Annotated in this window: 21 protein-coding genes and 3 tRNA genes; 7 read left to right on the forward strand and 17 right to left on the reverse strand. The window is 68.8% G+C overall.

The genetic code is table 11. The annotated features are described in order from the left end of the window. Positions 1 to 39: 39 nt before the first annotated feature. The 8 genes from glmM to ACIQTT_RS06410 form a co-directional block, all read right to left on the reverse strand. Complete coding sequence (glmM, locus tag ACIQTT_RS06375) at positions 40 to 1,398, reverse strand: phosphoglucosamine mutase (protein ID WP_402787590.1); 1,359 nt, start codon at positions 1,396 to 1,398, stop codon at positions 40 to 42. Positions 1,399 to 1,412: 14 nt separating this feature from the next. After that, positions 1,413 to 1,898, reverse strand: a complete 486-nt coding sequence (gene rpsI / locus ACIQTT_RS06380) for a 30S ribosomal protein S9 (RefSeq protein WP_402787593.1) — start codon at positions 1,896 to 1,898, stop codon at positions 1,413 to 1,415. A 27-nt stretch (positions 1,899 to 1,925) separates the two neighbouring features. Then, positions 1,926 to 2,372, reverse strand: a complete 447-nt coding sequence (gene rplM, locus ACIQTT_RS06385) for a 50S ribosomal protein L13 (protein ID WP_167946044.1) — start codon at positions 2,370 to 2,372, stop codon at positions 1,926 to 1,928. 183 nt (positions 2,373 to 2,555) lie between these two features. Beyond that, positions 2,556 to 3,308 carry an MBL fold metallo-hydrolase gene (locus tag ACIQTT_RS06390; protein WP_402787596.1) on the reverse strand — a complete coding sequence of 251 codons (753 nt, stop codon included), beginning with the start codon at positions 3,306 to 3,308 and terminating at the stop codon, positions 2,556 to 2,558. Positions 3,309 to 3,340: 32 nt separating this feature from the next. Further along, positions 3,341 to 4,009: an endonuclease/exonuclease/phosphatase family protein gene (locus tag ACIQTT_RS06395; protein ID WP_402787601.1), complete on the reverse strand. Its 669-nt coding sequence runs from the start codon at positions 4,007 to 4,009 to the stop codon at positions 3,341 to 3,343. A 74-nt stretch (positions 4,010 to 4,083) separates the two neighbouring features. After that, a complete protein-coding gene (truA, locus tag ACIQTT_RS06400; RefSeq protein ID WP_402787603.1) occupies positions 4,084 to 4,926 on the reverse strand; it encodes a tRNA pseudouridine(38-40) synthase TruA in 843 nt (280 codons plus the stop codon). An 80-nt stretch (positions 4,927 to 5,006) separates the two neighbouring features. Then, positions 5,007 to 6,548 carry an APC family permease gene (locus ACIQTT_RS06405; RefSeq protein ID WP_402787605.1) on the reverse strand — a complete coding sequence of 514 codons (1,542 nt, stop codon included), beginning with the start codon at positions 6,546 to 6,548 and terminating at the stop codon, positions 5,007 to 5,009. A gap of 98 nt (positions 6,549 to 6,646) precedes the next feature. Then, on the reverse strand, positions 6,647 to 7,012 hold the full coding sequence (locus ACIQTT_RS06410) for a helix-turn-helix domain-containing protein (RefSeq protein WP_247623198.1): 366 nt from the start codon (positions 7,010 to 7,012) through the stop codon (positions 6,647 to 6,649). Positions 7,013 to 7,106: 94 nt separating this feature from the next. Here ACIQTT_RS06410 and ACIQTT_RS06415 point away from each other — a divergent pair, with 94 nt between their 5' ends. The 6 genes from ACIQTT_RS06415 (at position 7,107) to ACIQTT_RS06440 (ending at position 11,460) form a co-directional block, all read left to right on the forward strand. After that, positions 7,107 to 7,961, forward strand: a complete 855-nt coding sequence (locus tag ACIQTT_RS06415) for an SDR family oxidoreductase (protein ID WP_402787607.1) — start codon at positions 7,107 to 7,109, stop codon at positions 7,959 to 7,961. Positions 7,962 to 8,056: 95 nt separating this feature from the next. After that, complete coding sequence (locus ACIQTT_RS06420; protein WP_402787609.1) at positions 8,057 to 8,527, forward strand: heme-degrading domain-containing protein; 471 nt, start codon at positions 8,057 to 8,059, stop codon at positions 8,525 to 8,527. A gap of 61 nt (positions 8,528 to 8,588) precedes the next feature. Beyond that, entirely contained in the window at positions 8,589 to 9,026 is a 438-nt protein-coding gene (locus ACIQTT_RS06425) for an SRPBCC family protein (RefSeq protein ID WP_402787611.1), read from the forward strand. Between the two features lie 99 nt (positions 9,027 to 9,125). After that, the gene (locus tag ACIQTT_RS06430) at positions 9,126 to 10,163 is read left to right on the forward strand and encodes an iron-containing redox enzyme family protein (protein ID WP_402787614.1); all 1,038 of its coding nucleotides are present in this window, start codon (positions 9,126 to 9,128) and stop codon (positions 10,161 to 10,163) included. Continuing rightward, positions 10,160 to 10,366 (forward strand): CDGSH iron-sulfur domain-containing protein, encoded by a 207-nt coding sequence (locus ACIQTT_RS06435; protein WP_402787616.1) that lies wholly within the window; start codon positions 10,160 to 10,162, stop codon positions 10,364 to 10,366. The genes ACIQTT_RS06430 and ACIQTT_RS06435 overlap by 4 nt, the downstream gene beginning before the upstream one ends. Continuing rightward, positions 10,366 to 11,460 carry an aromatic acid exporter family protein gene (locus tag ACIQTT_RS06440; RefSeq protein ID WP_402787618.1) on the forward strand — a complete coding sequence of 365 codons (1,095 nt, stop codon included), beginning with the start codon at positions 10,366 to 10,368 and terminating at the stop codon, positions 11,458 to 11,460. Before ACIQTT_RS06435 ends, ACIQTT_RS06440 begins: the two co-directional genes overlap by 1 nt. 41 nt (positions 11,461 to 11,501) lie before the next feature. On the opposite strand, the gene ACIQTT_RS06445 is transcribed toward ACIQTT_RS06440, so the two are convergent. The 7 genes from ACIQTT_RS06445 to ACIQTT_RS06475 form a co-directional block, all read right to left on the reverse strand. After that, positions 11,502 to 11,575: transfer RNA gene (locus tag ACIQTT_RS06445), tRNA-Met, on the reverse strand. A 36-nt stretch (positions 11,576 to 11,611) separates the two neighbouring features. Continuing rightward, positions 11,612 to 11,683 (reverse strand) — tRNA-Thr (locus ACIQTT_RS06450). A 68-nt stretch (positions 11,684 to 11,751) separates the two neighbouring features. Continuing rightward, entirely contained in the window at positions 11,752 to 12,867 is a 1,116-nt protein-coding gene (locus ACIQTT_RS06455) for a M23 family metallopeptidase (protein ID WP_402787621.1), read from the reverse strand. Between the two features lie 201 nt (positions 12,868 to 13,068). Beyond that, positions 13,069 to 13,872 carry an inositol monophosphatase family protein gene (locus ACIQTT_RS06460; RefSeq protein ID WP_402787624.1) on the reverse strand — a complete coding sequence of 268 codons (804 nt, stop codon included), beginning with the start codon at positions 13,870 to 13,872 and terminating at the stop codon, positions 13,069 to 13,071. Further along, positions 13,869 to 14,885 (reverse strand): hypothetical protein, encoded by a 1,017-nt coding sequence (locus ACIQTT_RS06465; RefSeq protein ID WP_402787627.1) that lies wholly within the window; start codon positions 14,883 to 14,885, stop codon positions 13,869 to 13,871. The genes ACIQTT_RS06460 and ACIQTT_RS06465 overlap by 4 nt, the downstream gene beginning before the upstream one ends. Positions 14,886 to 15,002: 117 nt before the next feature. Next, positions 15,003 to 15,800, reverse strand: coding sequence for an enoyl-CoA hydratase/isomerase family protein (locus tag ACIQTT_RS06470; RefSeq protein WP_402787630.1), 798 nt, complete (start codon positions 15,798 to 15,800; stop codon positions 15,003 to 15,005). A gap of 45 nt (positions 15,801 to 15,845) precedes the next feature. Continuing rightward, positions 15,846 to 16,337, reverse strand: coding sequence for an FBP domain-containing protein (locus ACIQTT_RS06475; protein WP_402787633.1), 492 nt, complete (start codon positions 16,335 to 16,337; stop codon positions 15,846 to 15,848). Between the two features lie 50 nt (positions 16,338 to 16,387). Here ACIQTT_RS06475 and ACIQTT_RS06480 point away from each other — a divergent pair, with 50 nt between their 5' ends. Further along, complete coding sequence (locus ACIQTT_RS06480) at positions 16,388 to 17,146, forward strand: SDR family NAD(P)-dependent oxidoreductase (protein WP_402787636.1); 759 nt, start codon at positions 16,388 to 16,390, stop codon at positions 17,144 to 17,146. 55 nt (positions 17,147 to 17,201) lie between these two features. Here the strand turns inward: ACIQTT_RS06480 and ACIQTT_RS06485 are convergent. After that, a tRNA-Tyr gene (locus ACIQTT_RS06485) sits at positions 17,202 to 17,286 on the reverse strand. Between the two features lie 86 nt (positions 17,287 to 17,372). Continuing rightward, positions 17,373 to 18,299 carry a carbohydrate kinase family protein gene (locus ACIQTT_RS06490; protein ID WP_402787639.1) on the reverse strand — a complete coding sequence of 309 codons (927 nt, stop codon included), beginning with the start codon at positions 18,297 to 18,299 and terminating at the stop codon, positions 17,373 to 17,375. Between the last annotated feature and the right edge of the window lie 52 nt (positions 18,300 to 18,351).

Below are 18,351 nucleotides of genomic sequence, written 5' to 3' on the forward strand. Positions count from 1 at the left end.
GCTCAGGACGGGGATCAGACTCGTCGAGGAGTGCGACGCTCAGAGCGCGAGGCGCTCGCGCACGACGCCTTCGAGACGCTCGGCGTAGGCCTGAGCGGAGTCCGCATCGGCAGCCTCGACCATGACGCGCACGAGCGGCTCGGTGCCGGACTTGCGCAGCAGCACGCGCCCGGTGTCGCCCAGTTCGGTCGCGACCGCGCGGACGGCGGTCTGGACGACCTCGTCGTCATCGACACGGTCCTTGTCGACACCGCGCACGTTGATGAGCACCTGCGGGTAGACGGTCATCACGGCCGCGAGCTCGGCGATCGTCTTGCCCTGGCGCGCCATCTCGGCGACCAGATGCAGACCGGTGAGGAGGCCGTCGCCCGTGGTGGCGAACTCGCTCATGATCACGTGACCGGACTGCTCGCCGCCGAGGGCGAAGCCGCCGGCGTTCATGTCTTCGAGAACGTAGCGGTCGCCGACCGCGGTCTGGCGCACCGTGATGCCGTGCTCGCGCATGGCGACGTGCAGACCCAGGTTGCTCATGACGGTGGCGACGAGCGTGTCCTCGGTGAGGTGACCACGCTGCTTCATCGACACCGCGAGGATCGCCATGATCTGATCGCCGTCGATGACGTTGCCCGCGGCATCCACCGCGAGGCAGCGGTCCGCGTCGCCGTCGTGGGCGATTCCGATGTCGGCGCCGAGACGGACGACCGCCTCCGCGAGGTTGTCGAGGTGCGTCGAGCCGACGCCGTCGTTGATGTTGAGGCCGTCGGGCTCCGCACCGATGACGATGACATCGGCACCCGCGTCGCGGAACGTCTCGGGCGAGACGCCGGAGGCCGCGCCGTGGGCGCAGTCCAGTACGACCTTGATGCCTTCGAGCCGGTTCGGCAGCGAGCCCAGAAGGTGCACGACGTACCGGTCCTCGGCATCCGAGAACCGATCGATGCGGCCGACGCCCTCGCCGGTCGGGCGCAGCATCTCGCCGGACATGGCGGCTTCGATGCGCTGCTCGACGACGTCGGGCAGCTTGACGCCGCCGCGCGCGAAGATCTTGATCCCGTTGTCGGGCGCCGCGTTGTGCGACGCCGAGATCATGACACCGAAGTCGGCATCACGGTCGGCGACGAGGAACGCCAGCGCCGGGGTCGGGATGACGCCCGCCTCGAGCACGTCTACGCCCGAGGAGGCGAGACCGGCGGCGACCGCAGCGGTCAGGAAGTGTCCCGAGACCCGAGGGTCGCGAGCCACGACTGCGGTCAGACGCTTGCCTTCGGCTTTGCGTGCCTCCGCAGTACGGCCCTGGCCCAGGACGACAGCAGTCGCCTGGGCCAGGGTGAGCGCGAGGTCGGCGGTGAGGATGCCGTTGGCAAGCCCCCGCACACCGTCCGTGCCAAAGATCGGCATCGGAGCAGTGGACCTTAACGCTTCGAGTACTGAGGCGCCTTGCGGGCCTTCTTGAGTCCAGCCTTCTTGCGCTCCTTGACGCGAGCGTCGCGCGACAGGAAGCCGGCCTTCTTCAGGGTCGGACGGTTGTTCTCCTCGTCGACGCCGTTCAGCGAACGGGCGATGCCGAGACGCAGCGCACCGGCCTGGCCCGAGGGGCCACCACCGGAGATGCGCGCGATGACGTCGTACGCACCGGCGAGGTTCAGCACGGTGAACGGGTCGTTGATCAGCTGCTGGTGCAGCTTGTTCGGGAAGTAGTCCTCGATCGTACGGCCGTTGACCGTGATCGTGCCCGAGCCGGGAACGATGCGCACGCGGGCGATGGCCTGCTTGCGACGACCGACTGCGGCGCCCGGAACGCTCAGCACGGGGCGGGGAGCCGCCTCGACTGCGTCGCTCTCGGGGGTCGAGGTCGAGAAGCTCTGGGGGTTTTCGGTGGTGTCCTGGATGTCAGCCACGAGTATGTCCTTAAGTCTGTACGGCGCTTACTGGGCGACCTGGTCGAGGGTGTACGTCTGCGGCTGCTGCGCGGCGTGCGGGTGCTCGGCACCGACGTACACCTTGAGCTTGGACAGCTGCTGGCGTCCGAGGCTGTTCTTCGGGAGCATGCCACGGATGGCCTTCTCCACGGCGCGGACCGGGTTCTTCTCGAGAAGCTCGGCGTAGGTGACCGACTTCAGACCACCCGGGTAACCCGAGTGACGGTAGGCCAGCTTCTTCTGGAGCTTCTGACCCGTGAGAGCCACCTTGTCGGCGTTCACGATGATGACGAAGTCACCGGAGTCGATGTGGTTGGCGAAGGTGGGCTTGTGCTTGCCACGCAGGAGCGTTGCCGCGTGCGAGGCGAGACGGCCGAGAACGACGTCGGTGGCGTCGATGACGACCCAGTCACGCTGGACCTCGCCGGCCTTCGGGGTGTAAGTGCGCGTCACGATAGTGCTGCTTTCTTGTGTCGAACGGAGAAGTTCGTGAATCCCACTCCGGGGTGGTTCTTCCCGAGGGGGAAGAACACGCCAGTGGAGGGCTCACGTTCGGATGATGCCCCCTACCGACGAACGGCACGGGCACACCAAAGAGACAGCATACGCTACCGGGCGCCGCCTATCAAACCCGTCTCACGCGAGATCGATCCGCTCCCCCGGGGCGAGTACACGCAGCCGGTGCCCCTGATCCGCGTGCTCGAACATCCCGATCAACCGCTCGAGGGTCTCCGAGAAGTGGAACCAGCCCTCCGCGTGCACCGGCACGATGACGGCATCCGCCAGCACGCCCGCGGCCTCGAGCGCCGTCCGCGCGTTGAGGGTCAGGTCGGTGTCGCCGAAGGCTCCGACGTTCGCGGCCCCGGCGAACAGCACGGCGATGTCGATCGCCGGGAACCGCTCGGCGATGCGCCGCACCAGGTCGACCGAGGCGTTGTCGCCCGAGACGTAGACGGTGGGCTCGCCGGGTGCCTCGAGCACGAAGCCCGTGACGAATCCGACCACGGCCTCCGCTCCCTCGGGGCCGTGCAACGCGGGCACCGCCGTCACGGTGACGTCGCCGATCCGATGCTCCTGCCACGGCACCAGACCCATGACCTGCGGGATCCGCGTCGCCGACTCCGCCGTCCCGAGCACCAGCGGCACCTCGGGCAGCAGTGCCCGGCCCGCGTTGTCGAGGTTGTCGGCGTGCTCGTCGTGCGACAGCAGCACCACATCGATCGGGCCGAGCGCGGAGGGGCGCACGGCCGGACCGGTCAGCTTGCGCAGACGGGAACCGCCCTCGTACACGCCGGGCTCGTCGAATGTCGGATCGGTGAGGAAGCCGAAGCCGGCGTAGGTGAAGTACAGCGTCGGTCCACCGACCAGGACTGCGGAGATCGTCGTCATGCTTCGAGTCTGCGGCATCTGCGCCCGCCGCGTCAGTTCGGATGCGCCGAGACGAGGATCGGACGGTGGTCGCTCGTCCCCTGCGGCAGGGTCGTGATCCGCTCGATCTCGAACCCGACCGAGGTGGCGAAATCGTAGTGGCCGCGGAAGACGCGGTAGCGCGTGTAGGTGTGGTCGTCGCTGAGGGTGAGAGCATAACCGTGATCACGCACGGCCTGCCCCAGGTTCTCCTTGAAAACCGGGTAGTTGTAGTCCCCGACCATGAGCTGCGGCAGGCCCTCGCCGAGGGCGGCCAGCGATGTCAGCGCCGCGCGGATCTGATGACGACGGAGCGAGTTCAGCGCCGTGAGCGGAGCCGCATGGAACGATCCCACGATGATCTCGCGCCCTTCGTCGATGTCGACCAATCGCGCGGCGAGGATGCGCTCGTGCGCGGGCTTCAGCATGCGGTCGTGCAGCGACTTCTTGAGCCCGATCGCCCGGATCTCGCGCAGACGGAACGTGCTCGAACGGTAGTAGAGGGCCAGGCCCAACCGGTTGCCCTGCGTCGCATCGGCGAGCACGAGGCCGCCGATGCTCTCGGGCAGGTGCTGCACGTCGCACTCCTGCAGGCACAGGATGTCGGGATCGTGCGCGCTGACCAGAGCCACGAGCTCGGTGGCGGCCCGGTGCTTGCGGAGGTTGTACGAGATGACCTTCATGACCGTTGCCACGCTACCCCCGGCCGCTATGGGTCGGCTCCGGGTTGTCTCGGCCGCGCGGGTCTGTTATTGATTCACTCGCTGTCGCGGCGTGCCCGCGTCTGCTCGGCACGGGCGGCGAGCAGATCGTCGGCCGGGTAGCCGACCTCGGTGAGGATCAGCCCCCGGGCCGCCAGCACCTTGAACTCGCTCGTGCGGGTGAGCGCATCGCGCAGCACCACGAGGTCGCCGACGTCCAGTCGCCCCTCCCCCACGGCCACGCAGGCACCGACGAGCGCGCGCACCATGCTGTGGCAGAACGCATCGGCCTTGACCTCGGCGACCAGGACTCCCTCGGCGTCGCGAGTCCACCGGTAGTCGAGCAGCGTGCGGATGGTCGTGGCCTCGTCGCGCGGTTTGCAGTAGGCGGCGAAGTCGTGCAGGCCGATGAGGGTCTGCGCCGCGGCATCCATCGCCGGGGCGTCGAGCCGGCCCCGCACGCTCGTCGTGTCGAGGCGGCGCAGCGGGTCGAATCCGGCGATCTCGTCGGCGAGCCGGTAGCGATAGCGGCGCCAGACAGCGGAGAACCGCGCGTCGAAGCCCTCGGGCGCGAGCGAGGTGCGATGCACCGCCACATCCGAATAGGCGCCGAGTACGCCGCGCATCCGTCCGGCGATCGAGGCGGCCGGGTCGAGGGCTGCGCGTCCGTGCCGTGACTCGATGCGCGCCCATTGCGCGTCGTCGAGGTCGACGTGCGCGACCTGGCCGGAGGCGTGCACCCCGGCATCCGTGCGTCCGGCGACGACCAGCCGCACGTCGGAACCGACGATCCGCGCCAGCGCCTCTTCGAGCGTGCCCTGCACGGTGCGCAGCGTCGGCTGCCGGGCCCACCCGCGGAAGTGGGTTCCGTCGTAGGCGATGTCGAGCCGGATGCGCACGTCGACAAGCCTAGGTCACCGACGGCGACGGCCCCGGAGCATCCGCGGATGCCGGGGCCGTCGTCGCGATCCGGGAAAGGTCAGATGCCGCCGTCGATCGATCGGATGGTGGTCGCCGGCTCATCCGGCACCATCACCTGGGTGTCGCGGTTCAGGCTCTCACCGCGGAAGAACCGCTTAGACCGCGGGAACAGGTACCAGACGAACATCAGCACGAGACCGAACGCGAGCGATCCGATGCCGATCACGAACGTGCCGCCAATGCCGAACAGCACGGTGTAGCCGTAGTCGACGTCCCACATGTCGATCGCCGACTGCACGAACGCTCCCGTGAGCATCAGTCCACCCAGCAGGGGGAAGAGACCCTTGAAGAAGAACTCGCGCGGCGAGCGGAAGATGTCGCGGCGGAAGTACCAGACACAGGCGAAGCCGGTGATCGCGTAGTAGAACGCGATGGCGAGACCGAGCGACAGGATCGAGTCCTGAAGGATGTTGTCGCTGATGAGGGTCATGCCGATGTAGTAGACCGAGGCGACCACGCCCATGACGATCGTCGAGAACGACGGAGTCTTGTACTTCGGGTGCACGTCCTTGAACTTCGCCGGAAGCGCGCGGTAGACGCCCATCGCGAGCGTGCCGCGCGCCGTCGGGAGGATCGTGGTCTGCGTCGAGGAGATCGCCGAGATGATCACGGAGACCACGAGCACCCACCCGAACGGCCCGAGCAGCCCGTCCTTGATCGCCAGGAAGAAGTCGTCGGCATTGGCCTCGTTGCCGAGTCCCGTGCCCGTCTCGCCGAGGCCCGCGTACATCATGGCCGCGATCGTGACCGCGACGTAGGTGAAGAGCAGGATGACGGTGGTGAGCAGAGCCGCGCGACCCGGGATGCGCTTCGGGTCCTTGGTCTCCTCGTTCAGGGCGAGGCAGGTGTCCCAGCCCCAGTAGATGAAGAGGGCGAGCAGGATGGCCTCGGTGAAGCCCGACCAGTCGGTGAAGGCGAACGGGTTCAGCCACTCCATGTCGAAGGGCGTCGGGTTCGGAGCCGTTCCCGCGAAGAACTGCCACAGAGCGGTGACGATGAAGATGCCGAGGGCGAGGTACTGGATGCCGAGCAGGATGTTCTGGATGCGCTCGCCGATCTCGACGCCGCGCCAACTCACCCACGTCATCGCCGCGATGAAGACGACGGCCACCACGACCACACGCCAATCGTTGTTCGCGAGGTCCTGCCCGATCAGCGACCAGAAGTAGACCGAGGCGATCTGCGCGAGGTTCGCGAGCACCACCATGCCCGCGACGGCGACACCCCAGCCGCCCATCCAGCCCACCCACGGGCCGAACGCCTTGGTGCCCCAGGTGAACGTCGTGCCGCAGTCGGGCACGGCGTTGTTGAGCTCTCGGTACGCGAAGGCGATGAGAAGCATCGGCACGAACGCGATGATGAAGGCGATGGGCGCCTGCGCGCCGACCGCGAGGACCACGAAGCCGAGCGTCGCGACGAGCGAGTACACGGGCGCGGTGGAGGCGAGACCGATGACGGTCGAACCCCAGAGCCCGAGTGTGCCGGCCGCCAACCCCTTGCCGTCGGGCCGTTCAAGGTGGATGGGCGTCGTAGCTGCCATGGTCAGACAGTAGGGCCATTGCGGTTATCGCGTCAATGACTTTCTCTGAACGACTGATTCCATCCGCGAATGGATACGCACGCGACGAAATCCGCAGTTCAGTTCCGTCCGAGCATCCCGTCGGCATGGTCGGCGATCCAGGCCATCAGCGGCAGCATCCGCTCCATGAGGTCGCGCCCGAGCGGGGTCAGGCTGTACTCGACGTGCGGGGGCACCGTCGGGAACGACTCGCGGTGCACGAGGCCGTCGTCGGCGAGGGTGCGCAGCGTGGAGGCGAGCATCTTCTCGCTGATGCCGTCGACCTCTCGGCGCAGCTCGCCCCAGCGCAGCGTTCCGTCCGACAGAGAGGACAGTACGAGGACGCCCCACTTGCTCATCACGTGGTCGAGGATCACGCGAGTGCTGCACCCCTGCTCGAAGACGAGCGGAGTGCTCTCGCGGATCTGCGCATAACTCACCGTCATGTAGGTACCTTACTTCAAAGTGGGTACCCACATGTTGGAAGGTTTTGAATCAGCGCCGGGTTGTCGAAGATGTCATCCCCACGAAAGGACCCTCATGACCATTCTCGTCACCGGCGCCACCGGACAGCTCGGCCGCCTCGTCATCGACAGCCTCCTCGAGCGCGGCGCGGAGCCGTCGTCGATCGTCGCGGGCGTGCGCGATCTCGCCAAGGCATCCGACATCTCCGCCCAGGGCGTGCGCACCGCGGTCGTCGACTACGACCAGCCCGCCACGATCGCCGCAGCCCTCGAGGGCGTCGACTCGGTGCTCCTGATCTCGGGTTCTGAAGTCGGTCGCCGTACCGCGCAGCACCAGGCGGTCATCGACGCGGCGAAGGCTGCCGGTGTGAGCAAGCTCGTCTACACGAGTGCACCGAAGGCCCCGACGAGCAACCTCGTGCTCGCGCCCGAGCACAAGGCGACCGAGGAGCTCATCGCCGTGTCCGGCATCCCCTCCGTGATCCTGCGGAACAACTGGTACACCGAGAACTACGCCGCCAACATCGCGCAGGCCCGGGACACCGGCGTCGTGGCCGCCAGCGTCGGCGACGGCCGCGTGGCCTCGGCGAGCCGCAAGGACTTCGCGGATGCCGCAGCGGTCGTGCTGCTCGAAGACGGCCACCTCGGCCAGGCGTACGAGCTGGGTGGCGACGTCGCAGGGACCTACGACGACCTCGCCGCCGCGATCGCCGCGGTCATCGGTAGCCCCGTCGAGTACCGCGCACTGACCGCCGAGGAGCACGCCGCAGCTCTGGAGTCCGCGGGCCTCGACGCGGGAACCATCGGGTTCGTCACCGCGCTCGACGCCGGCATCCGTGATGGCGCGCTGGCCGACACCGACGGCACGCTCGCGCGCCTGATCGGCCGCCCGACCACTCCGCTCGTGGAGGGCCTCCGCCCGCTGGCGTGACCCGTCCGACGCTCGCGTCGCAGACAGCCCGGTGTCCTTCGCGGATTCCGGGCTTTTCTGCGCTCGGATGCAGGCCGGCCGCTAGTCTCGCGAGTATGAGCATCGATGCACAGGCCGCCCTCGACGCGATCACCGCCGAGGAGCGGGGGCTGGATTTCGCTCGTTTCACGGTGACGGATGCCTGGGACGTGGGTTCCTTGCTGCGCGCACGTGCCGTCGCCGATGCGCTGCCGATCGTCGTCTCGGTCGTCCTCGGCGGCCAGCGCGCCTTCCACATGGCGGCGCCGGAAACGAGCGCCCTCAACGACGCGTGGCTGGAGCGCAAGTTCCGTGTCGTCGAGCACTTCGGACGTTCCTCCCTGGGTGTGCACTATGACTTCCTCTCCCGGGGAGAGGACTTCACGCGGTCGTCCCGCCTCGACCCCGCGCTGTACGCGGCGGCGGGCGGCGGGTTCCCGATCCGGATCGGCGGCACGCTCGCCGGCGCGATCGGCGTGAGCGGCCTCGAGATGCACGCCGACCACGCTCTGGTCGTGGAGGCGCTGCGCGCGCACCTCTCGCGCTGAGACGAACCGCCGCCACGTCAAGCCCCTGGGCGCGTAGCGTTCGGCGCGCGATGGTGGGCGCATGGCGAAGAACGTGCGCACGCTCCGATGCACCCCGGCGGATGTCTTCGAGGTGCTCGAGAACGGCTGGCTGTACCCGGCCTGGGTCGTCGGCGCGTCACGGATGCGCGAGGTCGATGAGAGCTGGCCCGCCGAGGGATCGCGGCTGCACCACTCGGTCGGTGTCTGGCCCGCCCTCCTCGATGACACCACTGTTGTCGAGGAGTGGTCACCCCCGAACCGCATGATCATCCGCGCGAAGGGATGGCCGATCGGAGAGGCTCGCGTCACGCTGCGCGTGCGCGCGCGGGACGGCGGTGCCCTGGTGCGCATCGACGAAGAACCCGTGAAGGGGCCGGCGACACTGCTCCCGAGCCTGATCACCACGCCGCTGCTGCGACTCCGCAACGCGGAGACCCTGCACCGCCTGGCATACCTCGCCGAGGGACGTGCTCGCTGACCTCCAGCCAGTAGCGCCACCCAGAGCCGGCCGTCAAGACCCTGACGCACTCACCGGCACCGCGGAAGACTGCATCCGCCCCACTGATCGGAGAAGCACATGACCTCCCCCCTCCTCACTTCCCCCGCTCCGCTCCCCACTCCGCGCGGACCGCTCGGCGAGGCGGTGCGGAAGCGCCTGACCGGCGAAGCCGATGCCGTGACCGTGCGGAGCGCGCAAGCCGCGGTGGCCGCCGCATCCGATCTCCTGCACGACGATGACGTGCAGCTGGCGCTCTTCCTGCTCTACGCCTCCGCATACGGCTCGCTCCCCGGGCTGGATCCTCGCCTGGAGTGGGACCCCGAGCTGATCGCGGTCCGCGGCGTGCTGGAGACGGCCTTCGAGCAGCGCCTGCGCGAGGTCGTGCCGATGCCGGAGATCCCGGCCCCCACCGTCGATGCCGTCGGGCGCGCGCTGTTCGCCCTCGCCGCGGGCGACGACGGCCCCAGCCTCTCGCGTTACCTCGCTCGGAAGGCGACGCCTGAGCAGGCACGCGAGTTCTTCCTGCAGCGTTCCGTCTACACGCTGCGCGAGGCCGATCCCCACTCATGGGCGATCCCGCGGCTCACCGGGCGGGCGAAGGCGGCGCTCGTCGAGATCCAGTCCGACGAGTACGGCGGTGGGCGCCCGGAGCGTGTGCACGCGGAGATCTTCGCCGCCGCGATGCGCGGCGCAGATCTCGACGACACGTACGGCGCCTACGTCGACGATGTGCCGGCGATCACTCTCGCGTCGCACAACATGATGTCGATGTTCGGGCTGAACCGTCGACTGGTCGGTGCGATCGTGGGTCATCTGGCGGCCTTCGAGATGACGTCGTCGATCCCCAACAAGCTCTACGCCGACGGGTTGCGCCGACTCGGCTACGGCGAGGATGTCACGGACTACTTCGACGAGCACGTAGAGGCGGATGCCGTGCACGAGCAGATCGCGGCACGCGATCTCGCCGGCGGACTCGCGGAGGACCGACCGGATCTGCTGCCGGACATCATGTTCGGAGCCGCCGCGTGCCTCGCGGTCGACGGCTGGGTCGGAGAGCACGTCCTCGACGCCTGGTCGCGGGACGAGTCCTCGCTCCGAGAGCGGGTGGACGTATGAGCGTGCACGACGAGCATCCGACCATCACCGCGTATCCCGACGGGCCCCTGCTGGTGCGCGGCGCCGTCGACCTCGTCGACGCCGACGGAGCGCCGATCGAACAGCGTCGACGCACCGTCGCGCTGTGCCGATGCGGGCTGTCGGCGATCAAACCGTTCTGCGACGGCACGCACAAGCCCGCCGGGTTCCGCACCGACGACTGATGCGACGCCCTCCCTTCCGCTCCGCGCTGCAGGCGGCGACACGACCCGCACGATTGCTGCTGGTCGCCAAGACCGCACTGGCCGTGGGGATCGCGTGGTTCATCGCCCGGTACATGCCGGGCGTCACGCAGGAGTATCCGTACTACGCCCCGCTCGGTGCTCTCGTGAGCATGTACCCGACGCTGATGGGATCGGTGAAATCGGGACTCCAGACGATCCTCGGCCTCGCGGTCGGGATCGGACTGGCGTCGGTCATCGTGCTGACGGTGGGGCCGACGTGGTGGTCGATCCCGATCATCGTCGGGATCGGCGTTCTCCTCTCCGGAACCGGTTGGTTCGGGGTCGGTCGCGAGTATGTGCCGATGGCCGCGTTGTTCGTGCTGATCGTCGGCGGACAGGACGCCGACGACTACTCTCTGGGCTATCTCGCGCAGATGACCGTGGGCGTGGTCGTGGGACTCGTCGTGAACCTCGCCGTCGCCCCCGCTCCCCTCACTGCGGAGGCGACGGCGAACCTCGAGGTCTTTCGCAGGAAGTTGGCGACGCATCTGCACGACGTCGGAGACGCCGTCTCGGATTCGTGGCCGCCCGAGAAAGAGCAGTGGGCCGAGGACGCCGCATCGCTCTCGGATACCGCGAGCGAGCTGCGCCTTGCTCTCGTCGAGGCCGACGAGAGCCGTCGCGGCAACCCACGCGCATGGGGGAAGCGGGCGGCGACGGACGAGGCGCACGCGCAGCTGGAGGCGCTGGAGCGCATCGCGCAGCACATCCGCGATGTCTCCGACACGATCGCAGACACCATCTGGGGCCGGCCGGGGGCGATCGATCTCGATCCCGCCCTTCCCGCACCGTTGACCAGCGCCTGCCACGCGGTCGCCGAGGTGATCGCCCTGCAGGACGCCGATTCGCCCGACGCTCATCGCGTCCGTGGAGAGGCGACGCGTGCCGTGCGTCTGCTGCTCGAGACCGTCGACGACCGCACGATCGAGTTGCGTCAGTCGATCGGACCTGGTGTGCTCACGGCGATGCACCTGCGTCGCATCCTGATCCTCGGCCGGCCGCCCGCCGACTCCTCGTCGGCCGAAGTGCGGTAGAGAACAGAAAACCCCGGTCCGAGGACCGGGGTGAATTCCTGTAGCAGGAGCGGGGCTTGAACCCGCGACCTCACGATTATGAGTCGTGCGCTCTGACCAGCTGAGCTACCCTGCCGCGACGCATCCGCGTTCTGCAGAGACGAATGCTGCGAGCCCCGAGTCAGGATTGAACTGACGACCCCTTCCTTACCATGGAAGTGCTCTGCCACTGAGCTATCGGGGCGTGCTGCCCCTCGCGGGGCAACCACACGAGAATACCATCACTGTGGCGTCCTCATGAAATCGAGCCGGTCAATACTCGTAGCGACCGGCGTTCTCGCGCAACCACGGCAGCGGGTCGATGGTCGATCCGTTGACGATGAGCTCGAAGTGCATGTGCGCGCCGTAGGAGCGACCGGTGTTGCCGGTCTTTCCGACGACGGTTCCGACGGTGACCTTGTCGCCCGTCTTGACCTGCAGCGAGCCGTACTGCATGTGCGCGTAGTGACTCGTGATGACCTCGCCGTCGATGACGTGGTCGATGTACACGGTGACGCCGTAGGCGCCGCCCTGCTCGGTCGCGAGGCGGACGGTGCCGTCGGCGATCGCCTGGACGGGTGCGCCGTTGCCGGGCACGAAGTCGATGCCCTCGTGCAGTCGGCCGCTGCGCATGCCGTAGCCGTAGCTCATGCCGACGCCGACGAGGAACGGCCACTGGATGGCCGCCTCGGGGTCGTTGGTGAAGACCTCGTTGGAGTAGTTGATGCCCTGTTCGGCCGCGACCTCGACGAGGGAGATCGTGCTGAAGTCGTCGCCGCGGTCGAGGGCCTCGTTCTGCACGTCGGAGGACGTGACGAAGGCCTGGATCTCATCGGATGCCGCGGACTTCTCGTCGGCAGCCGCGGGAGCGACGAGCGACGTGGCGGCGGTCGAGGTGCCCTGTACGGCGGCGAGAGCCTCGGCGGGGAGCGTCATCGACACCGCGAGGAGCCCGGCGAGGCTCATGACACCCAGGGAGGCTCCGACGGTCACGACCTTGCGGATGCGGCCGGAGCGGCGCGGGGCGAGGTGCACGATCTCTTCGATCGAGGACTTCTCGACGGGCACCGAGGCGGTCGCGCGGTGGAAGGCCGATCCCTTGAACGCCTGAGAGGCCTGCTCGAACGCGTCGATGAGGTTCTCGGTCGGCGCGGGGATGGCGGGGCCGTCGATGATGATCGGCTCGTCACTCACGACGATCGGGACCTTGGCCGGCTTCGGCGTCGATTCGCCGAGCTCGGAGACGACCTCTTCGGGCGCAGCGATCTTCTCGACGGACTCGCCGGAGGCGATGGCCTCGGCCGCCAGCATGCGGGCGGCGCGACGGGACAGGGGCGCGGAGGTCTCGGGGGCCGCGGGGGATGCAGAGGCTGTCGCCGTCTCTCCCACCGCGGTGGCCTCGTGGGCCTGAGTGCGGAGTCGGCTGGAGCGGCGCGTGGGCGCAGATGCAGCCTGGGGATTCTCGAAGGGCAAAACGATTCTCTCGGGGTCGTACGTCAAGCTCGGGGGCGCTTACTCATCTTCCGCCTTCGGGCGGCGGAAATAACGATCGCATAAACACTACCTCGACTCGGCTGGGAAAGCCATGAGTCATTCATCTTTCACGCCGATCCGTTCGATCAGGCGTGCGTGGACGGCGCTCCCGCCGGCGACGATCAGGGGGCGCGGAGTGTCGACGTCGAAGCGGGAGAGCTCGCCTCCGGCCTCGCGCACGAGCAGGGCTCCCGCCGCGAAGTCCCAGGGCTTCAGACCGCGCTCGAAGTATCCGTCGAGGCGTCCGGCGGCGACGTAGGCGAGGTCGAGTGCCGCCGCTCCCATCCGTCGCAGGTCACGAGCGATCGGCATCACGCGCCGGACCGTCTCGATGTCGCCGTCGTGCGTGGCGGGGTCGTAACCGAAGCCGGTCGCCAGGAGCGCACCCGCGGGCGTCTCGTCGGTGACCGCGAGGCGTTCGTCGCCCAGCCAGGCGCCGTGCCCGCGCGCGGCGGAGAAGAGCTCACCCAGGGCCGGCGCGAACACGACTCCGGCAAGATGCTCCCAGCTCGACGGGTCGGCCGTTCCGCGTACGGCGGCGATGCTGACGTTGTAGGCGGGGATGCCGGTGGCGTAGTTCACGGTGCCGTCGATCGGGTCGACGACCCACGTGATACCGGTCTCGCTCTGCGCCGCCTCGGACTCCTCGCCGAGGAACCCGTCACCCGGCCGCGCGACATCGAGCCGGGTGCGGATCAGGGCCTCGACCTCGCGGTCGGCCTCGGTGACGATGTCGGCCAGCGTGGTCTTGGTCGCCGCGAGGGTGACCCCCTCACGCCGCCGGCGCTGCGCGAGTTCGCCGGCCTCCCGTGCGATCTCCTGCGCGAGCTCGGCGAGCTCGACCTCGATCTCGTTGCTCACTGCGGAGGACGCGGGGCGGGAGGCGGCGGCGGGAAGGCTTCCTGCGTGTGCGGAGCCGAGGGCGCGGACTGCGGCGGTGCGGGCTGAGGGGGCGCGGACTGCTGCGGAGGAGCGGGCTGCGGGGGCGCGCTCGGGTACGCGAATCCGGGCTCGGCGGGAGCGGTCGGCACCGGAGGAACCCCGGGAACCGCGGGCGCCTGCGGCTCGGGAGCCACCGGGAACGACGTGGCCGGTAGCGCGGCCTGCGGGACGTAGGCCGTGGGCTGTCCCGTGTAATAGGCGTTCCAGTCGGGGCTACCGTCGGGCAGTGCGGGCAACGGGGTCACACCGTCGGCGAACGTCGGCCACGAGAGGAACGCGCTGGCCGGAGGCGCCTGCTGAGCGGGCTTCTTCGGTGCGAAGAGCGCGTTGAGCAGGGGGACGAGCGTCGTTCCCACAGCGGCGAGGATCGTCAGCGCGACGACGATGCGCCAGTACAGCTCGACGTACTCGAACGAGTCGGGGAAGGTCAGGTAGAACACGAGCATCGCGACGAGACCGCCGAGGAAGACGACCGTGACGATGTAGATCACCCGGTTGAACGTGGTGGGGTGCCGCTGCGCGGCCGGAGTGAACAGTCGCACGTGCAGAAGCGCGAGCTGCAGGATTCCGACGACGAGGAGGAGCTGGAAGAACCGCGCCGCTCCGTTGAAGTAGTAGTCGTCTTCGGGCAGCCAGATCTTGAAGGCGCCGACGATCAGCGCGATGATCCAGGTCACCATGCTGGTGAGCGCCAGCCAGTCGGGGCGCTTGGGCGCGAGACCCGCCTCGAGGATCGCGATGCCCGCGAATCCGGCGAACAGCAGGATCGTCAGGAATGCCCGGCCGATCAGGCCGTCCTGGTCACCGATCAGCACCCACACGACGCAGACGAGCGCTGCGGCGATCAGAGCCCCGATGGCGATCCAGATGGCTCCCCTGATCAGGAGCGACATGTTCTTCTTCTCTTCGGTCACGGTCTCCGGCTGGGACATGACGACCCTCCCCCTCTAGCGGCGTTGCCCTCATCCTGCCATGCGCGCAGGGCGGGCACTGTCCCTGCGCCCCGGATGTGCACAAACACCCGAAAGCCGACGTCGGTGCAGTCCGAGTCAGCCGCCCTTCTTCGCGGAAGCCGCCGCGAACGCCGCGATCCGGGCCTGCGCGTCGGGCGTCTGCATCGCGGCGCCGATCGAGAGCGCCTCCGCCGACAGCTGCTCGACGAAGCTGCGCTCGGGCTGCGCGCGCACCAGGTGCTTCGCCTGCCCATAGGCATCCGCGGCTCCGGCGAGCCAGAAGCGCGCGATCTCCTCGCCACGCGACCGCACGAGTGCCGCCTCGGCCGCCGAGTCCTCTCCCGCAACCGCCTCGGCCACGAGCCCCCATTCCACGGCTTCGTCGGCCGTGAGCAGTCGGTCCTGCAGCACGAGCTGGAGCGCACGCCTCTGCCCGACCGCGCGGGCGAGCTGTGCCGAGACCGACAGGTCGGGCGTCAGGCCGATGTTCGCATAGAGACTGCCGAGCCGTGATCGCGAGCCGACCACCGCGTAGTCGCTGCTGAGCAGGATCCCGAGCCCGCCGCCCGCGGTCGTGCCGTGCGCAGCCGCGACGACCGGCACCGACGACTCGGTCAGCGAGCGGATGCCGGTATTGATGACCTCCGCAAGGGCCGTGATCTCGTCGCCCGAACCCATGGTGGTCGCCATGTCGATCACGTCGCCGCCGGCGCAGAACGCGGGCCCCGCCGCATCGATCAGGATCGCCTTCACATCGGAACGCGATGTCGCCTCGCCCGTGGCGTCGCGCCACGCGTGCGCGAGATCGGCGTTGAAGGCGTTGAGCCGAGCCGGGCGGTTCAGCGTGAGCCGAGCCATCCCCTCATCGACCGAGAACAGGATGGCATCGCTCATGGCTTCTCCTTCGAGCACAGGACGTTGCGTCCAGCGTAATCGCGGTCAGGCGTACTGCCACACCCGCGAGACGAACGACTCCATACGGCGGCGCGTGCCGTCGAGGCGGAAATCGACCTGTCCGTCGGCCAGGACCTCGTTCGGTGCGAGTGGGTGCGCAAGGCGCACATTCTCATGGCAGGAGAGATCGGCGCAGATGTAGGTGCCGAACGAGTCGCCCCGGTGTCCCGCCTCCCCCGCCCGCCGCGCCGAGAACAGCGTGACCTGGTTGCCCGGCTGCATGGTGCGGCAGATGTCGCACATGCCCGATCGGCCGCGACCGGGGTCGGAGGCGCGCAGGACGATGCCGACGATCTCGCCGTCGTGCGGGATAAGCACATACCCGCGACGACCGGCGCCCGGGTCGCGCCACGCGAAGAAGTCGAGGTAGTCCCAGTCGACCAGCACGAAGTCGTGCGGCATCTCCATGACTCGGAGTTCGTCGGCATCCGCATTGACGAACGATGCCCGGACGTCTGCTTCGGTGAGCGCTCGCATCGTCCCAGTCTAGGAAGTCATGGAGCGCAGGCGGCTCGTAGAGTGGCGGGATGGCACACGCACTCGTCACCGGAGCATCCCGCGGCATCGGCCGGGCCACCGCGATCGCGCTGAGCGCCCGCGGCGATCGCGTCGTCGTGCACTACGGCAGTGACCGGGACTCCGCCGCCGAGACGCTCGCCCTGCTGCATGGTGATGGGCATCACCTGGTGGGCGGCGATCTGGCGGATCCGGATGCCGCGGCGGCAGTCGTCGCGCGGGCGATCGATGCCCTCGGTGCGATCGATGTGGTGGTGAACAACGCCGCGATCGCGCCGAGCCCGGCGACCTTCCATCGGGTGGATGCCGTGGACTACGCGACCTGGCAGCAGGTCTGGACGCGGATGCTCGACGTCGATTTGCTCGCCGCCGCCAACGTCTCGTATCTCGTCGCGAATGCACTCATCCGCACGGGAGCTCCGGGGTCGATCGTGAACGTCGGATCGCGGGGCGCCGTGCGCGGCGAGCCCGACTTCCCCGCCTACGGTGCCGCGAAGGCCGGGTTGCACGCGCTCGGTCAGTCGCTGGCCGTCGCACTGGCCCCGCACGGCATCGCCGTCGCGACCGTCTCCCCCGGCTTCGTCGGGACCGAACGGCAGCAGCCGAAGCTCGCCGGCGCCGAAGGGGACTCCGTGCGTGCGCAGAGTCCGTTCGGCCGCGTCGGCACACCCGAGGAGGTTGCCGCCGCGGTCGTCTATCTCACGTCGCCCGAGGCGCAGTGGGCGTCGGGGGCGGTACTCGATCTCAACGGGGCGTCGTACCTGCGGTGAGCGGACGAGAACGCGACCCCGGAACGAAGAAGGCCCCGCGATCGCGGGGCCTTTCTGGTGGCGAGTGAGGGATTCGAACCCCCGAATGCAGTGCAGTCTGATTTACAGTCAGATCCCTTTGGCCGCTTGGGTAACTCGCCAGAGCGCACCCGTCCAACTTGAACAGCCAACCGGGGGCACGAGTATTTATAGTACCCGCCGAACGCCGGTGGATGAAATCGAGCTGTCAGCTGCCCTGGACGCCGCGCGCCGACTCCGCGAGCGACTCGGGAGTGCGCAGCAGACCGCCCTCGGCGCGGCACGTGGCCGCCGCGATGTCCATCGCCCGATGCAGCAGCGTCCGCCACTCCTCCGCCGCCTCAGGACGCGCCCCGACCAGCCCCGCAGCGACCGAGGCGAGGGTCGCGTCCCCTGCTCCGACCGTGTCGACGATCGGTCCCGGCAGCGTCGCGATCGGCGCGGAGATCGTCGCGGCATCCGTCTCGATCACCGCCCCATCGGAGCCCGCCGTCGCCAGCACGGCCTTCACACCGAGCGACCGCAGTCGCGCGCGCAGCGCGTCGAGGTCTCCGTCGTACAGCAGCGTCGCGTCATCGGCGCCGACCTTGACGATCTCGGTCGCCGCGGCGAGACGCTCGAAGCCGCGCACGAACTCCTCCCGGTCGCTGAGCATGCCCGAGCGCGGATTGGGATCGATCGCGAGGCGCGCGTCGCCGACGGCATCCGCCAGGGCATCGACCTCGGCTGGAACATCGAACGGGAAGCAGCTGATCGCCACGAGATCCGAGTCGGCGATCGCCTGCCGCGCGGCATCGGAGTAGCGGATGCTGCGCCGCTGCGCCGCCTCGTTGAAGACGTACTCCGGCTCGCCGCCGGCCGAGCGCTGCACGATCGCGCGCGAGGAGCCGTGCGGGGCCGGCTCGGCGATCAGCGTCACCCCGTGGTCGGCGAGGTACTCGCGGATGTGCTCGCCGGCCGCATCGTCGCCCACCATGGCGATCAACGTCGTCGGCACGCCCAATCGGCGCAGGCCCACGGCCACGTTCAGCGCGGCGCCACCCACCAGTTCGCGGATGCCCGCCTCATCGCGGATCTCGTCGATCAGGGCGTCTCCGATGACGACCGCGGATCGGGAAGAAGTCTCTGTGCTCACCCGCCCGACATTACCGCGCCCCGCCGTCATCGTCGGCTCGCGCGACTCGCGA

Origin of the sequence: Microbacterium sp. NPDC090225 (assembly GCF_044772365.1) — a bacterium.
Classification (GTDB): Bacteria; Actinomycetota; Actinomycetes; order Actinomycetales; family Microbacteriaceae; genus Microbacterium.

What these genes read in the sequence shown, in the direction of transcription:
- glmM (WP_402787590.1), bottom strand. Translation starts at nt 1,398, where the DNA reads ATGCCGATCTTTGGCACGGACGGTGTGCGGGGGCTTGCCAACGGCATC.
- ACIQTT_RS06390 (WP_402787596.1), bottom strand. Translation starts at nt 3,308, where the DNA reads ATGACGACGATCTCCGCAGTCCTGGTCGGTGGACCGACGCTGTACTTC.
- ACIQTT_RS06395 (WP_402787601.1), bottom strand. Translation starts at nt 4,009, where the DNA reads ATGAAGGTCATCTCGTACAACCTCCGCAAGCACCGGGCCGCCACCGAG.
- ACIQTT_RS06405 (WP_402787605.1), bottom strand. Translation starts at nt 6,548, where the DNA reads ATGGCAGCTACGACGCCCATCCACCTTGAACGGCCCGACGGCAAGGGG.
- ACIQTT_RS06410 (WP_247623198.1), bottom strand. Translation starts at nt 7,012, where the DNA reads ATGACGGTGAGTTATGCGCAGATCCGCGAGAGCACTCCGCTCGTCTTC.
- ACIQTT_RS06415 (WP_402787607.1), top strand. Translation starts at nt 7,107, where the DNA reads ATGACCATTCTCGTCACCGGCGCCACCGGACAGCTCGGCCGCCTCGTC.
- ACIQTT_RS06420 (WP_402787609.1), top strand. Translation starts at nt 8,057, where the DNA reads ATGAGCATCGATGCACAGGCCGCCCTCGACGCGATCACCGCCGAGGAG.
- ACIQTT_RS06425 (WP_402787611.1), top strand. Translation starts at nt 8,589, where the DNA reads ATGGCGAAGAACGTGCGCACGCTCCGATGCACCCCGGCGGATGTCTTC.
- ACIQTT_RS06430 (WP_402787614.1), top strand. Translation starts at nt 9,126, where the DNA reads ATGACCTCCCCCCTCCTCACTTCCCCCGCTCCGCTCCCCACTCCGCGC.
- ACIQTT_RS06435 (WP_402787616.1), top strand. Translation starts at nt 10,160, where the DNA reads ATGAGCGTGCACGACGAGCATCCGACCATCACCGCGTATCCCGACGGG.
- ACIQTT_RS06440 (WP_402787618.1), top strand. Translation starts at nt 10,366, where the DNA reads ATGCGACGCCCTCCCTTCCGCTCCGCGCTGCAGGCGGCGACACGACCC.
- ACIQTT_RS06465 (WP_402787627.1), bottom strand. Translation starts at nt 14,885, where the DNA reads ATGTCCCAGCCGGAGACCGTGACCGAAGAGAAGAAGAACATGTCGCTC.
- ACIQTT_RS06470 (WP_402787630.1), bottom strand. Translation starts at nt 15,800, where the DNA reads ATGAGCGATGCCATCCTGTTCTCGGTCGATGAGGGGATGGCTCGGCTC.
- ACIQTT_RS06475 (WP_402787633.1), bottom strand. Translation starts at nt 16,337, where the DNA reads ATGCGAGCGCTCACCGAAGCAGACGTCCGGGCATCGTTCGTCAATGCG.
- ACIQTT_RS06480 (WP_402787636.1), top strand. Translation starts at nt 16,388, where the DNA reads ATGGCACACGCACTCGTCACCGGAGCATCCCGCGGCATCGGCCGGGCC.